At 60.7% G+C, this 14,627-nt stretch carries 14 protein-coding genes; 12 read left to right on the top strand and 2 right to left on the bottom strand.

Annotation, left to right across the window (positions count from 1 at the left end):
* Positions 1 to 99 precede the first annotated feature (99 nt).
* The 7 genes from D8B20_RS12525 (at position 100) to D8B20_RS12495 (ending at position 7,385) form a co-directional block, all read left to right on the top strand.
* On the top strand, positions 100 to 1,122 hold the full coding sequence (locus D8B20_RS12525; protein WP_145889180.1) for a substrate-binding domain-containing protein: 1,023 nt from the start codon (positions 100 to 102) through the stop codon (positions 1,120 to 1,122).
* Entirely contained in the window at positions 1,109 to 2,134 is a 1,026-nt protein-coding gene (locus D8B20_RS12520; RefSeq protein ID WP_145889179.1) for an ABC transporter substrate-binding protein, read from the top strand. Before D8B20_RS12525 ends, D8B20_RS12520 begins: the two co-directional genes overlap by 14 nt.
* A gap of 5 nt (positions 2,135 to 2,139) precedes the next feature.
* Positions 2,140 to 2,991, top strand: a complete 852-nt coding sequence (locus D8B20_RS12515) for an ABC transporter permease (RefSeq protein ID WP_261388095.1) — start codon at positions 2,140 to 2,142, stop codon at positions 2,989 to 2,991.
* Positions 2,988 to 3,800, top strand: coding sequence for an ABC transporter permease (locus D8B20_RS12510; protein WP_145889177.1), 813 nt, complete (start codon positions 2,988 to 2,990; stop codon positions 3,798 to 3,800). The genes D8B20_RS12515 and D8B20_RS12510 overlap by 4 nt, the downstream gene beginning before the upstream one ends.
* Complete coding sequence (locus tag D8B20_RS12505; protein ID WP_145889176.1) at positions 3,797 to 4,786, top strand: ABC transporter ATP-binding protein; 990 nt, start codon at positions 3,797 to 3,799, stop codon at positions 4,784 to 4,786. The genes D8B20_RS12510 and D8B20_RS12505 overlap by 4 nt, the downstream gene beginning before the upstream one ends.
* Before the next feature lie 10 nt (positions 4,787 to 4,796).
* Complete coding sequence (locus D8B20_RS12500) at positions 4,797 to 5,627, top strand: phosphodiesterase (RefSeq protein ID WP_145889175.1); 831 nt, start codon at positions 4,797 to 4,799, stop codon at positions 5,625 to 5,627.
* 165 nt (positions 5,628 to 5,792) lie between these two features.
* The gene (locus D8B20_RS12495) at positions 5,793 to 7,385 is read left to right on the top strand and encodes a sensor domain-containing diguanylate cyclase (protein ID WP_145889174.1); all 1,593 of its coding nucleotides are present in this window, start codon (positions 5,793 to 5,795) and stop codon (positions 7,383 to 7,385) included.
* A gap of 75 nt (positions 7,386 to 7,460) precedes the next feature.
* Here D8B20_RS12495 and bcp read toward each other — a convergent pair whose 3' ends face one another.
* Together bcp and D8B20_RS12485 are read right to left on the bottom strand one after the other, a co-directional pair.
* On the bottom strand, positions 7,461 to 7,928 hold the full coding sequence (gene bcp / locus D8B20_RS12490; RefSeq protein WP_145889173.1) for a thioredoxin-dependent thiol peroxidase: 468 nt from the start codon (positions 7,926 to 7,928) through the stop codon (positions 7,461 to 7,463).
* 131 nt (positions 7,929 to 8,059) lie between these two features.
* A complete protein-coding gene (locus D8B20_RS12485; protein WP_370664111.1) occupies positions 8,060 to 8,659 on the bottom strand; it encodes a glycine cleavage system transcriptional repressor in 600 nt (199 codons plus the stop codon).
* 110 nt (positions 8,660 to 8,769) lie between these two features.
* On the opposite strand from D8B20_RS12485, the gene dapA reads away from it, so the two are divergent.
* From dapA to D8B20_RS12460, 5 genes are all read left to right on the top strand, one after another.
* Positions 8,770 to 9,648, top strand: a complete 879-nt coding sequence (gene dapA / locus D8B20_RS12480; protein WP_145889171.1) for a 4-hydroxy-tetrahydrodipicolinate synthase — start codon at positions 8,770 to 8,772, stop codon at positions 9,646 to 9,648.
* A gap of 14 nt (positions 9,649 to 9,662) precedes the next feature.
* Positions 9,663 to 10,694 (top strand): outer membrane protein assembly factor BamC, encoded by a 1,032-nt coding sequence (gene bamC, locus D8B20_RS12475; protein ID WP_145889170.1) that lies wholly within the window; start codon positions 9,663 to 9,665, stop codon positions 10,692 to 10,694.
* A 143-nt stretch (positions 10,695 to 10,837) separates the two neighbouring features.
* A complete protein-coding gene (purC, locus tag D8B20_RS12470; RefSeq protein WP_145889169.1) occupies positions 10,838 to 11,551 on the top strand; it encodes a phosphoribosylaminoimidazolesuccinocarboxamide synthase in 714 nt (237 codons plus the stop codon).
* Between the two features lie 213 nt (positions 11,552 to 11,764).
* Positions 11,765 to 12,622, top strand: coding sequence for a KPN_02809 family neutral zinc metallopeptidase (gene ypfJ, locus D8B20_RS12465; RefSeq protein ID WP_145889168.1), 858 nt, complete (start codon positions 11,765 to 11,767; stop codon positions 12,620 to 12,622).
* A gap of 26 nt (positions 12,623 to 12,648) precedes the next feature.
* On the top strand, positions 12,649 to 14,592 hold the full coding sequence (locus D8B20_RS12460) for a tRNA(Met) cytidine acetyltransferase TmcA (RefSeq protein ID WP_145890564.1): 1,944 nt from the start codon (positions 12,649 to 12,651) through the stop codon (positions 14,590 to 14,592).
* The last annotated feature ends 35 nt before the right edge of the window (positions 14,593 to 14,627 follow it).

The raw sequence follows: 14,627 nt of genomic DNA, 5'->3' as shown, positions 1-14,627 counted from the left end.
TGTCACTTCCCCGTCATGTTTTCGCGATGTGGTTGTCACAGTTCGCCGCTAGTTTAAGCGCCAATGAGATCGATCTCACTGGTACTTAACGAGGCGAAAATGTCTGATTTACTGACGGTAGCAAAGCTGGCGGGCGTTTCACGCGCTACCGCCGCCCGGGCTTTCTCCGATCCGCAACTGCTACGTCCGGATACGCTGGAAAAAGTCCTGGCGGCTTCGGCACAGCTCGGCTTTCGCCCTAATCACATTGCCCGTCAGTTACGTACCCAACACTCCACCACGTTTGGTGTGCTGTTGCCTTCGCTGCTCAACCCGGTTTTCTCTCTTCAGCTGCAGGCTATGGAGCGCCGGGCACGCGATGCCGGCTATGGCCTGCTGGTGGCCACCAGCGATTACCAGCCGGAGCGCGAAGCGGCCATCGTTGAGCACATGCTGCGTCAGCGCGTGGCTGGCCTGGTGCTGACCGTGGCGGATGCGGATAACAGCGCAGTGCTGCCGACGCTGGAGGAGGCCGCGCTGCCCTTCGTGCTGGCGCATAATGTGCCGCAGCAGGCATCCTGGCCTGCCGTCTGCGTGGATAACCGTGCGGCGATGCGTGAAGCCACGCAGCAGCTGCTGACATTGGGGCACCGGCAGATCGCGATGGTCGCCGGCCCTATGCTGCAATCCGACCGTGCGCGCCTGCGCTATCAGGGCTACTGCGATGCCCTGCAGCAGGCGGCTACCCCGCCGCTGCCGGTGATTGAAATGGCCAGCCATACGGCGGCGTGTTTTGACCGGCTGGCTCCGCTGCTGCAAGGCGCGACGCCGTTAACCGCGGTGATTTGTACCAATGATTTGCTGGCCATCAGCCTGATGGGCGATGCGGCGCGCGCTGGCGTAGCGGTGCCGCAGCAGCTTTCGATCATGGGATTTGATGGCATTGATATAGGCACCCGGCTGGCGCCCTCGCTGGCCAGCGTGGCACAACCCGCCGGCGAGCTTGGTCATCACGCGATAGAGATGCTGTTACACCCTGTCAGCCGCGGCCTCCGCGTGCTGCCTCATCAGTTGCGGAACGGCGCGAGTATTGCAGCCCCCGCTTTTATTGCCACACCAGGAAACCCTCATGAAACTGCGTAAAAAAATCAAGATCGTTGCCGGTGCGTTCGTGCTGACGGCCGGTTCACTGTGGAGTCTGCTGGCGCAGGCGGCGGATAATACCGCCATCTGCTATAACTGCCCGCCGGAGTGGGCCGACTGGGGCAACCAGCTGAATGCCATTGCCAGAGACACCGGCATCCGCGTGCCGCAGGACAACAAAAACTCCGGCCAGGCGCTGGCGCAGCTGGTGGCGGAACAGGGCAATCCGGTGGCTGACGTGGTGTATTACGGCGTCAGTTTTGGCATTCAGGCGGAACAGGCTGGTGTCGTCACGGGCTACAGGCCAGCAAACTGGGCGCAGATTCCGGCCGCCATGAAAGATCCTGACGGAAAATGGGTGGCGCTGCACTCCGGTACGCTGGGTTTCATGGTGAATGTCGACGCGCTGGGCGGTGTGCCGGTGCCGCAATCGTGGGATGACCTGCTGAAGCCGGAGTACAAAGGGCTGATCGGGTATCTGGATCCGGCCAGCGCTTTTGCAGGCTATGTGGCGGCGGTGGCGGTGAATCAGGCCAAAGGCGGTAATATGCAGGACTTCACGCCCGCACTCAGCTGGTTTAAAAAGCTGCAGGCCAACCAGCCGGTGGTTCCCAAACAAACGGCCTATGCGCGCGTGCTTTCAGGTGAGATCCCGATTCTGCTCGACTATGACTTCAACGCCTACCGTGCCCGATATAAAGATCATGCCAACGTCGCTTTTGTGATCCCGAAAGAGGGAACGGTGACGGTGCCGTATGTGATCAGCCTGGTGAAACACGCGCCGCATGAAGCCAGCGGTAAAAAAGTGATTGACTATGTGCTGTCAGACAAAGGGCAGGCCATCTGGGCGAATGCTTTCCTGCGCCCGGTGCGCACATCGGCGATGTCTGCAGAAGCGAAGCAACATTTTCTGCCGGACAGTGACTATGCGCGGGCGCAGACCGTGGATTATCAGCAGATGGCCGCTGCGCAAAAAGGGTTCTCTGCCCGCTATCTGAGTGAGATGCACTGATGGTCATGACCACCACGCTGGCGGTCGCGCAGCGCCAGGCGCGCCGGCTACCGCAGGGGCGATGGCTGTGGCTCACGCTGCCTGCGCTGCTGTTCTTCTGCGCCTTCTGGCTGCTGCCGTTTGCCCGTCTGCTGCAAATTGGCCTGCAAAACGATCGCAGCACGCAGCACAGCGGTTACTGGACGGTGGTGACACAACCTCACTACCTGCTCAGCCTGCTGAATACCGTGCTGCTCTCGCTGGCTGTGACGCTCTGCACCCTGCTGATCGCGGCGGTGGTAGGCTGTTTTCTCGCCCGGCAGCGCTTTGCCGGGCGCGGCGTTCTGCTGGCGCTGCTGACCTTTCCGCTGGCGTTTCCCGGTGTGGTGGTAGGGTTTCTGGTGGTGATGCTGGCGGGACGGCAGGGGCTGCTGGCACAGTTCAGCCTGAGCGTGTTGCACGAACGCTGGACGCTGGCCTATTCGCTCAGTGGCCTGTTTATTGGCTACCTTTACTTCTCTCTGCCGCGTGCGATTGTCACGCTGGTGGTGGCGAGTGAAAAACTCGACCGTTCGCTGGAAGAGGCGGCGCGCTCGCTGGGGGCCAGCCAGTGGCGCATCACCTGGGATGTGATTGTGCCTGGGCTGCAGCCAGCACTGCTCTCAACCGGTGCGCTCTGTTTTGCCACCAGCATGGGGGCCTTTGGTACTGCCTTTACCCTCGGCACCGACCTGGCGGTGCTGCCGCTGACCATCTACGGCGAATTTACCAACTATGCCAATTTTGCCACGGCGGCGGCGCTCTCCGTGGTGATGGGCGGCGTGGCATGGCTGGCGCTGATGCTGGCTCGCGCTCTGGCATACCGGGAGGCGGCATGAAGCGACGCGGATTGTTCAGCCTGCAGTTACTGGTGACCGCACTGACAGCACTGTTTATGATTGTGCCGGTGGTGATGTCGATGCTGGCCGGTGTCACCCAAAACTATTTTACCGGTGTGCGCAGCGGCCTGACGCTGCAGTGGGTAGCGCAGGTCTGGCAGATGTATGCCGGGACGTTCTGGCTGTCACTGCTGATTGCGCTGTGTTGCCTGCTGGTCACGCTGGTGACCGGCGTTCCCGCCGCCTGGGGCCTGCTGAAAGCGCCCGGACGCTGGGCGGCGCGCATTGAAGAGTGCCTGATGCTGCCGGTCGCGCTGCCGGGGCTGGCGACCGCACTTGGCATCATTCTGCTGTACGGACAGTTTTCCGCTTTGCGTGACAGCTGGCTGTTTATCCTGATTGGCCATGTCCTGTTTACCCTGCCTTTTATGCTGCGGCCGGTGCTGGCGGTGATGCAGGCCGTGGAGATGCCGCGGCTGGAAGAGGCCGCGGCCAGCCTGGGCGCCAGCCCGTGGCAGCGTTTTTTCACTGTGGTGGTGCCCAACTGCCGCAATGGCATTCTGGCCGGGGCCTTTATGGTGGTCACGCTGTCGGTAGGGGAATTCAATATTACCTGGATGCTGCACACGCCGCTGACAAAAACGCTGCCGGTTGGACTGGCGGACAGCTATGCCTCCATGCGTCTTGAAATTGGCTCGGCGTATACCCTGATCTTCATTTTGCTGATTCTGCCGCTGCTGCTGATGCTGAACGCGGTGAATCACTGGCTTAACCGCGCCATGCTGCGCTCAGAAAAGGAGGCAGCATGAACGCTGCAGCCGTTACGGTTTCGCTGCGCGGCTGTGCGCGGCATTTCAGTCAGCAGGTGGCCCTGCATCCGCTCGATTTAACCGTCCATCCCGGCGAAACCCTGGTGCTGCTGGGCCCGTCCGGCTGCGGCAAAACCACCACGCTGCGCATCATCAGCGGACTGGAGCGCTGCGATGCCGGGGGAGAAGTGTGGTTTGACGATCGCAATGTGACCGCGCTGCCGATTGAGAAACGCAACGTGGGGATGGTGTTTCAGAACTATGCGCTGTTTCCGCATCTTACGGTGGCAGACAACGTCGCCTATGGCCTGAAAGTGCAGGGCGTGGCGCGCGCCGAACGTGACGCGCGCGTGAAGGCGATGCTGGAACGGGTGGATCTCAGCGCCCTGGCGCAGCGCAGTATCGCCAGACTGTCCGGTGGCCAGAAGCAGCGCGTGGCGCTGGCGCGCGCGCTGGCCGCACAGCCCAAAGTGCTGCTGTTCGATGAACCCCTGGCCGCGCTGGATGCGCGCCTGCGCGATCGGTTGCGGCTGGAGATTGGCGCACTGCTGAAGACGCTGGCGATTACCGCCGTGTATGTCACGCACGATCAGCAGGAAGCGATGGCGCTGGGCGATCGGATCGCGGTGATGGAACAGGGCCGGCTGGTCCAGCTGGATACACCGCAAAACATCTACCGGCAGCCGGCCTCAAAATTCGTGGCGGATTTTGTTGGCGCGATTAACTGCGTCGCGGTTGATGCCCGGGGCACGCCGCAGCGCTTTTGCCGCCCGGAGGATGTGCTGCTGGCGAGCGAGGGTCACTATCCGCACCCGGGCTTTATTCTGGGCAGCACCTTCCTCGGCGCCACGCAGCGGCTGATGATCGACATCGGTCTCGCCACCCCGATTCAGGTGGACCGCCATGCGCGCGAAACCTGGCATGCCGGGCAACCGGTCAGCTGGGCGCTGGCACAGGATGCCGCGCTCCATTTTTCTGCTTCCTGAGGAGTGCTGTGTGTCTCATACCCTGACGTTGATTGCGCAAATCAGTGATTTACACATCAAGGCCGCTGGTCGTTTATCGTATAAAAAAGTGGATACCCGCGCGGCGCTGCAGCGAGTGATTGAGACGCTGAACCGGCTGGTGCCGCGCCCGCACGCCGTGGTGATCACCGGCGATCTGGTTGATTTCGGTACGGCGGAAGCCTACCAGACGCTGCGCCAGACGCTGCAGGCGCTCCGGTTACCCTGGCTGCTGATGCCCGGCAATCATGATGACCGTCAGCAGTTGCGTGCGGCGTTTCCCGATCACCTTTATCTGCAGGGCGGCGAGACGCTGCACTGGCAACAGCGTGTGAACGATGTGCAGCTGCTGGCGCTGGACTCCAGCGTGCCGCAGCAGCCGTGGGGCTTTGTCGATGAGGATCAGCTGCAGTGGCTGGACCAGCAGCTGCAGCGGGAGCCGCAGTTGCCCACGCTGGTGATGCTGCATCATCCGCCGTTTCTCAGCGGTATCGGGCATATGGATCAGCAGCCGCTGCGCAATCCCGACGCGCTGGCGGCGGTACTGCATCGTCACCCGCAGGTGGAGCGGGTGCTGAGCGGACATCTGCACCGCTCAGTGCAGGCGCGCTTTGCCGGCACGCTGGCCTGCGTGGCGCCAGGGGTCTCGCATCAGGTGGCGTTTGACCTCAGTGAAAACGGTCCGGCCCATTTTGTGCTGGAGCCGCCAGGCTTTCTGCTGCATCGCTGGCATCCGCGTCAGGGCATGACCACGCACCTGTGTGCCATTGGCGAGCATCCCGGGCCCTGGCCATTTTACGATGCCGGCGGGCTGATTGATTAGCGCCAGCGGTAATGCATAAACTTCGCGTGTCTGACAGGATGATTCGTGCTGAATTTGTTTTAGCGGTGTACACTTGTCCGTTCCCTCACCAGGATAAGTCGATCCCATTATAAAAACAGTGTCAGGCACGCAAATGATGAATTTACTCCCCCGGGCGCCAGCGTCATGTTAAGACGCATCCGGCCCAAAACCGACCTGCGGACATTGATTGCGCTGTTAGCAATCACCAGCATTGTCATTACGCTGGCCAATACGCTTTACGCCACCTGGCGCGTGCAGCGTATGGTCCTGATCGAAAGCACGCTTGCCGCCAATCGTGCCTATGCCACCAAACTGGCCTCTACCACCGAAGTCTTCTTTCAGCTGGCCCAGTCGCAGCTGCATTACAGCGCCAATCAGCTGGGCAAAAATTTTGATGATGAGACGCTGGCGCAGCAGGAGGTCAACCGCCTGCGCGAACAGACCAGCAGTTTTAACTCGGTGGCGGTGGTGGATGCCAATGGCATCGTAAAGGCTATCTCGCCGGAATCGCTGATGCTGAAAGGCATGCAGCTCACCAGCCAGGCTTCCCGCGAGGCGCTGGCGTTGCGCCAGCCGCTGGTCAGTAAACCCACGGTTTCAGCCGCCAATAACCTGATCATCTTTGTCTCCTGGCCTGTCTGGAGCAATGAAGGGCGTTATCTCGGCTACGTGGGCGGTACCATCTATTTGAAAAAGAAAAGTATTCTTAACGCGCTGCTGGGCGAACAGTATTACCGTGACGGAACGCACGTGTTTGTGCTCGACCGCAATAACCAGGTGCTGTATCACCAGAACAGCCAGCTGATTGGTAAAAGCGTGCCGGCGATTGTCAGCGACCGCGAGCGCGAGGAAAACATCAACGGTGAAGTGCAGCTGAATGAAGAGGGAACGCAAAAGCTGGCCGGCTATGCCATTGTGCCGACCACCGGCTGGATGGTGGTGGCGCTGAAGCCCACCGACGTCACGCTGGCGCCGCTCTCCGGCCTGCTGCTGAAGGTGCTGAAAAACTCGGTGCCTTTTGCCCTGCTGACGCTGCTGGTGGCGGTGATTCTGGCGCGGCTGATCGCGTTACCGCTTTGGCAGCTGGCGCGCCGGGCCAGCGAGATGGATTCGCAGGCGGTCTCCGGTGAAATCGGCGGCATCCGCGCCTGGTACTTCGAGGCGGCGCAGGTCAAGCGCGCGCTGCTGACCGGCATCGGCGTGGTGCAGGATAAAATTGGCCGGCTGAAATCTGAGGTGCAGAGCGATCCGATGACCGGTCTGCTGAACCGCCGCGGGCTGAGCGCGGTGCTCGACTACTTTGACACCATGCAGCAGCCGTTTACCGTACTGGCGCTGGATATTGACCACTTTAAACAGGTCAATGACAACTTCGGTCATGATGTCGGTGACGAGGTTATCAGGCAGGTGGCGCACACGCTGCGTCTCAGTGCGCGGCAGACCGACGTGGTGTGCCGCAACGGTGGCGAAGAGTTTTTAATGCTGCTGCCCGCCACGCCAACGGAAGAGGCGCGCGTGATTGCTGAGCGGGTGCGCACCAGCATTGCAGAGAGCTGGATCGATCCGGTCGGGCGCATCACGTTATCCGCCGGCATCGCCCACTGGGCACCGGGGCAGGGCGATCAGGATCGCAGCCTGAAGCAGGCCGATGCGGCGCTGTATCAGGCGAAGAACGCCGGGCGTAACTGCGTGATGATTGCCGGTCAGGATGCGCTGGTCAGCAGCATTACGCGCTGAGGTTCACAGGCGGCCCGGCCGGGCCGCCCTGCAGGAAAGACGTGCTGAAAGGATGCAAGCCGGAAAAGCGGCCGATCAGGCCGACTTCAGGTAATCCAGCACAATGTCATGGTGGTTGGCGGTTTTGAAATCGTCGAACACTTTCTCGACTTTGCCGTCGCTGCCAATCAGGAAGCTGATGCGGTGAATGCCATCATAGGTCTTGCCCATGAAGGTTTTCTCGCCCCAGACACCAAACTGTTCGCAAACCTGATGATCCTCATCAGACAGCAGGGTGAAGTTGAGTAACTCTTTTTCGACAAAGCGGGACAGTTTTTCTGGCTTGTCGGTGCTGATGCCCAGCACTTCCACGCCCGCTTTTTTCAACTCGTCCATGTTGTCGCGCAGGCCGCAGGCCTGCGTGGTGCAGCCTGGCGTCATGGCTTTCGGGTAGAAATAGACCAGAACGCGCTGTCCCTGGAAGTCGGCCAAATTTACTTGTTCGCCATCCTGATCGGGCAAGCTAAATTTCGGTGCGGTATCACCGGCTTTCAGTGGATTCATCACAACTCTCCATTTTTTCTTCATGCTGTGGGTAAGACGCCCGGCGCAGCGCCGGAGGTTTACCTCTGGGGTATTTCACTACACGGTATGCCGCAGGGCAGAGTGTGTGGCGAAATAACCCGGAGCCTGATTTACACGGCGCTGTCGGCAGCGTCGGTGACACTATAGAGGTGAATTGAGCCTTGTGCATGCAGTTCTTCACACAGCTGATTGAAGGCCTGCTCAATCGGTGCGCTGGCCCGGCTGGCCGGACTGTGCGCCGTCATCTGAATATAGAGCACCGGTGGCGCATTATCCTGGGCTGGCTGAATGCGCGACACCAGCTCGGCGATATTCATCTGATGTTTGTCGAACAGATCGGTGAAGCGTTCGATGATATGCGGTGAATCCGGCACCTCGACCTGGACACGCACGGTGGCCGGCATCGGCGGGGTGGCGCGCGCGTTGGTCCGCTTCATGACAATCAGCAGTTCCAGCTCGGCGCCTTTCATCGGAAGCGTCGATTCAATCAGGGTGATGGCGTTCCAGCTGCCGGAGAGCAGCATAATAAAGGTGAACTCATCACCGAGCATGGCCAGACGGCTGTCTTCTATATTGCAACCGCAGCTGCTGACGTGGCGGGTAATGGTATTGACGATACCCGGACGATCAACGCCTAACGCGGTGATCACCAGATGGTGCGGCTGTGACTGCGGCAAAATGACTCTTCCTGTACGTTCGCTAATAACCATAAGGTAAACATAAAAAAAACTGCTGACAAGCGCGGTTATGGCGTGGCTCGCTTGCTTTTCTTTCGGGGTAAAACGTAACATGAGGCACTTGTTTGTCGAGGGGATAGCCCATGTTCACCGGAAGTATTGTTGCGCTCATTACGCCTTTGAATGAAAAAGGTGATGTCTGCCGCGCAAGTCTGAAAAAACTGATTGATTATCATGTCGCCAGCGGCACAGCGGCGATTGTTTCTGTTGGCACCACCGGCGAATCCGCGACTCTCAGCCATGAAGAGCATGGTGATGTGGTGATGCAAACCCTCGAGCTGGCCGATGGCCGCATTCCGGTGATTGCCGGAACCGGTGCCAATGCAACCGCCGAAGGTATCTCTCTGACAAAACGCTTCACCGGCACCGGCGTGGTCGGCTGCCTTACCGTTACGCCTTACTATAACCGCCCGACGCAGGAAGGCCTGTACCAGCACTTTAAAGCGATCGCAGAGAGCACTGACCTGCCGCAGATGCTGTACAACGTCCCGTCACGCACCGGCTGCGACATGCTGCCAGAAACCGTTGCCCGCTTGGCTGAAATTAAAAATATTATCGGAATCAAAGAAGCCACCGGGAACTTATCGCGGATTTCACAGATCCAACAGCTGGCTGGTGATGCGTTCATTATTGTCAGCGGCGATGACGCGACCGCACTGGACGCCATGCAGCTGGGCAGCAAAGGCGTCATCTCTGTGACAGCCAACGTGGCAGCACGTGAAATGGCAGAACTTTGTGCGCTGGCTAAAGCGGGCAACTTCGCCGAGGCGCGTCGCCTGAATCAGCGTCTGATGCACCTGCACCAGACGCTTTTCTGTGAACCGAATCCTATCCCGGTGAAATGGGCCGCAAAACAGCTAGGATTAATCGCGGATGACACGCTGCGCTTGCCGATGACGCCGCTGACCGAAGCCGGTCAGGCGAAAACCGCGCAGGCACTGATCAAAGCGGGTCTGCGATAATTTAGGGAGAAGTAATGAGTTATTCAGTAAAGCGCTCGGCGCTGGCCACGGTGGCAGGTCTGTCTGCCCTGATGCTGCTCACCGCCTGTTCCAGCGATCAGCGTTATAAACGTCAGGTCAGCGGAGATGAATCCTACCTGCAGGCACCTGAACTGCACGATTTGAAAGCGCCGGCCGGCGTGGTACTGCCGCTGCAGAATGGCGACTACGATGTGCCGCATAACGTGGCTAAAGGCGCGCTGGGCAAGGCGCTGGATATCCGTCCACCGGCGCAGCCGCTGGCGCTGCTGAACGGCACGCGTGCTCAGTTCACCGGGAACACCGGCGTGCTGGCGATGGAAAGCAACCGCGGCTCAATCTGGTCGCAGGTCGTTAACGTGGTGCAGTCGTACAAGTTCCCGATTGCGCAGCGTAACGACGCGGCGCAGCAGCTGACCACCGACTGGGTGCAGTGGAACCGGGCCGACGAAGATAATCAGTATCGCGGGCGTTATCAGATCAGCGTGCAGAATCAGGGCTATCAGCAGATTCTGACTGTCCGTCTGCTGGAGCTGCAGCAGCAGGGCGAGACCGTGACCTCACCGGCGCAGGTGCAGCGTTACACCGGCCAGATGCTGAACGATATCAGCACCGGTCTGGATAAAATTGACACGGCAAGCCAGGACGCGGCAGCGGGCCGTACTACCGGCCAGATTGATGTGCAGAGTGGCGCGGACGATACCGGCCTGCCATTGCTGATTCTGCGTTCACCGTTCAACGTGACCTGGCAGCGTCTGCCGGCGGCACTGAAGCGTGTGGGCATGGAGATCAACGATGACAACCGCTCGCAGGGCAGCCTGAAAGTGACCTACAAGCAGCCAGGCAGCAGCGCGTTTGACGCCATTGGCGCCAAAGATCCGGAACTGCCAAACGGCGACTACAAACTGCAGGTGGGCGATCTCGACAACCGCAGCAGTTTGCAGTTCATTGACCCGAAAGGCCATGTGCTGACGCAGGCGCAAAACGATGCGCTGGTGGCAGTGATGCAGGGCGCACTGAACAAATAAATGCATAAAGGCCGGAGATTCTCCGGCCTTTTTGTTTTGATTTTGGCATAATAGCGCCCGGCGAGGTAAACGATTGCGTCAGGCAGTCATCGCGCGGTGAAACACCGCTGAACACGGGTTCTTTCATGTTTGGAGTTAACAAGATGCAAAAGCGAGCTGAGTTGTATCGCGGTAAAGCGAAAACCGTATACAGCACCGACAATCCGGATCTGCTGGTACTTGAATTCCGCAACGATACGTCAGCAGGAGACGGTGCACGAATCGAGCAGTTTGATCGCAAAGGTATGGTCAATAACAAATTCAACCATTTCATCATGACCAAACTGCAGGAAGCGGGCATTCCTACGCAGATGGAAGCGCTGCTGTCCGATAACGAAGCGCTGGTGAAAAAGCTGGAGATGGTGCCGGTTGAGTGTGTCATCCGTAACCGCGCGGCAGGCTCGCTGGTAAAACGTCTGGGTGTGGAAGAGGGCATGCTGCTGAATCCACCGCTGTTTGATCTTTTCCTGAAAGATGACGCGAAACATGACCCGATGGTAAACGAGTCCTACTGCGAAACCTTTGGCTGGGTGAGCAAAGCCAATCTGGCGCGCATGCAGGAGCTGACTTTCAAAGCCAACGAGGTGCTGAGCAAGCTGTTCGATGACGCCGGTCTGATCCTGGTGGACTTCAAGCTGGAGTTTGGCCTGTTCAAAGGCGAAGTGACGCTGGGCGATGAGTTCTCACCAGACGGCGCGCGTCTGTGGGACAAAGAGACCATGGACAAAATGGACAAAGACCGTTTCCGTCAGAGCCTTGGCGGCCTGATTGAAGCCTACGAAGAAGTGGCTCACCGCCTGGGCGTTAAGCTCGACTGATGCGCTTCTGCACCGGCGTGCCGCCGGTGCTCCTTTCCCTCCGCGCCCCGGCACACGCTTTTCTGCCTTCCGCTGCCCTGCGCTGCCGCGCATTTTTCCTGCTGCTGCGTTGCTGAAGCACCGCCTGTCCCGCTGCGCCATGCCGCAACGCTGGTGCTTAGCGGTGCCGCCAACTAAAATCATGCCAGACTTTATCGAAAACAGGAGCAGGGCATGCGCTGGCAAGGGCGTCGTGAAAGCGACAATGTGGAAGACCGTCGTGGTGAATCATCCGGATTCGGTTCCGGCGGACGTCAGATTCGTCTGCCGCGCGGCAAAGGCGGCATCATCCTGCTGATTGTGGTCGCGGTAGCAGGGTACTACGGCTATGACCTGACGGCGCTGCTGCAGGGCGGTGCGCCGGTATCGCAACAGCGTCAGGTCAATTCCACCCAGGATAACGAAGCGGCTAAATTCACGTCGGTGATCCTGGCGACCACTGAAGACACGTGGGGCAAGCTGTTCCAGCAGATGGGTAAACAGTACGCGCCGCCGAAACTGGTGATGTATCGCGGCGCCACGCGCACCCACTGCGGTACCGGTCAGTCGGCGATGGGGCCGTTTTACTGTCCGGCAGATCAGACGGTGTACATCGATCTCTCTTTCTACGATGACATGAAAAACAAACTCGGCGCGGGCGGCGATTTCGCGCAGGGCTATGTCATTGCGCATGAAGTCGGGCATCACGTGCAAAAGCTGCTGGGCATTGAGCCGAAAGTGCGCGAAATGCAGCAGGGCGCAACCCAGACCCAGGTAAACCAGCTCTCCGTGAAGATGGAACTGCAGGCCGACTGCTTTGCCGGCGTGTGGGGACACTACATGCAGCAGCAGAACATCCTGGAAACCGGTGATTTACAGGAAGCGCTAAACGCAGCCGAAGCCATCGGCGACGATCGTCTGCAGCAGCAGAGCCAGGGCCGCGTGGTGCCGGACAGCTTTACGCACGGCACGTCGCAGCAGCGCTACACCTGGTTTAAACGCGGGTTTGATAGCGGCAATCCGGGCCAGTGCAACACGTTTGCAGGCAGCTGACGGTGCTGGCCGACCTCACGGCGGCGATGCAGCGCAGCGGCATTCGCCGTCTGTGCGTGATGGCCGGCGATCCAGACTGGACGCTGCAGCAGGCCGCCGGGTGGCAGGCTGCGCTGCCGGGTGACTGGCTGACGCTGAGCGAAAGCGCCAGCTTCCCGCAGCGCGTCGCCCCCGCCGCGCTGCGCACCTTACTCGGGCGGGAATTCCGCCATGCTATTTTTGACGCACATGACGGTTTCCACGCCGAGGCATTTGCCGCGCTGGCCGGCACGCTGCAGGCGGGCAGCTGGCTGCTGCTGCTGACGCCGCCGTGGGCAGCGTGGCCGATGCAGCGCGATCGCGATACGCTACGCTGGGCCGATGTGGCGCAGCCGATTGCTACGCCGCATTTTGTCCGTTATCTGCAGCAGCAAATGACAGAAGACAGCCGCGTCGCCCTGCTGTGTCAGCACCAGCCGCCGCGCATCAGCGCCTGCACGGATTTACCGCCGTGGCAGTGCCGCGCCCCGCAGCAGCAGGCAGCCATCCTGCAGCAGCTGTGCGCGATGACCTCTGGTGTTGCGGTCATCACCGCACCGCGCGGACGGGGGAAATCGGCGCTGGCGGGCATGCTGGCGCGCCACAGCCAGCGGGCACTGGTGACGGCGCCGGCCAAAGTCGCCACCGGCGTGCTGGCCACCTTTGCCGGCGAGCATTTCCACTTTATGGCGCCCGACGCCATTCTCGCTGAGGCGCAAACCCCTGACGCCGACTGGCTGATTGTCGATGAAGCCGCCGCTATCCCTGCACCGCTGCTGCAGCAGCTGGTGCAGCGTTTTCCCCGCGTGCTGCTGACCACCACGGTACAGGGTTATGAAGGCACCGGCCGCGGCTTTATGCTGCGCTTCTGCGCCAGCCTGCCGGCGGTGCGCCACTTCCGGCTTGATGAGCCGCTGCGCTGGGCGGCCGGCGATCCGCTGGAGACGTGGCTGAGCCAGGCGCTGCAGTTTGAGGATGCAGCAGAGCCTGTCAGCACGGCGGCAGTCAGTTTGTTTCCCGCCACGGCTGCGCATCACCGCAGCGCACTGCTGGCAGGCTATCGTCTGCTGGCAAGCGCCCACTATCGTACTTCGCCGCTGGATTTACGCCGGCTGCTGGATGCGCCCGGTATGCGCTGCTGGCTGGCGACGGAAGACGCCGCAGTGACGGGGGCGCTGTGGCTGGTGGAGGAGGGCGGCCTGGACGCAACCTTAGCCCAGGCGGTATGGGCCGGCGTGCGCCGACCGCGCGGCAATCTGGTGGCGCAGTCGCTGGCGGCCCACGCCGGCTTTGCCGAAGCGGCCATGCTGCGTTCGCAGCGTATCAGCCGTATTGCCGTGGCGGCTTCCCGGCGACAGCGCGGCCTCGGCAGTGCGCTGGTGGCCGCAGCGCGTCAGCAGGCAGAAGGTTGTGATTACCTTTCGGTCAGCTTTGGTTATACCGCGCCGCTCTGGCACTTCTGGCGCGCCTGCGGCTTTCATCTGGTGCGCATCGGCACTCAGCGTGAGGCCAGCAGCGGCTGCTACGCGGCAATGGCCATGCTGCCGCTGACGGCGGCGGGTATGCGCCTGCAGCAGTGCGCAACCCGGCGTCTGGCCCAGGACTGGCCCTGGCTGCAGCCGCTAATCGATCTGCCGCTGACGTTCTCCTGTGGCGCACCCGCCGCGCCGGATGCGGACGACTGGGCACTGCTGGCCGGCTTCGCGTGGGCGCAGCGGCCGCTGGAAGCCAGCTATCCGGCGCTGCAGCGGCTGTTGCAGAAGATTAGATTACCGCTGCTTGATGCCCTGCTTGTGCAAAAACAAGCGCTGAGTGAGGTCGCACAGCAGGCCGGGTTGAGCGGTCGCAAAGCGCTGGTGCAGCAGCTGCGGGCGGAGGCGGCTGCCGGGCTGTTACAGCTGGATGCCAGCGCAGCGGCAGCGTGGCAGCAGCGGCTCAGTTCATTGCAATAAATCCATTATCTCGTTCAAATTTTCCCAATATCACT

It is taken from the genome of Candidatus Pantoea soli, assembly GCF_007833795.1.
In the GTDB taxonomy this organism is placed as follows: domain Bacteria; phylum Pseudomonadota; class Gammaproteobacteria; order Enterobacterales; family Enterobacteriaceae; genus Pantoea; species Pantoea soli.
Note: the sequence above shows the minus strand (reverse complement) of the source record. Positions and strands in the feature narration are given on the sequence as shown.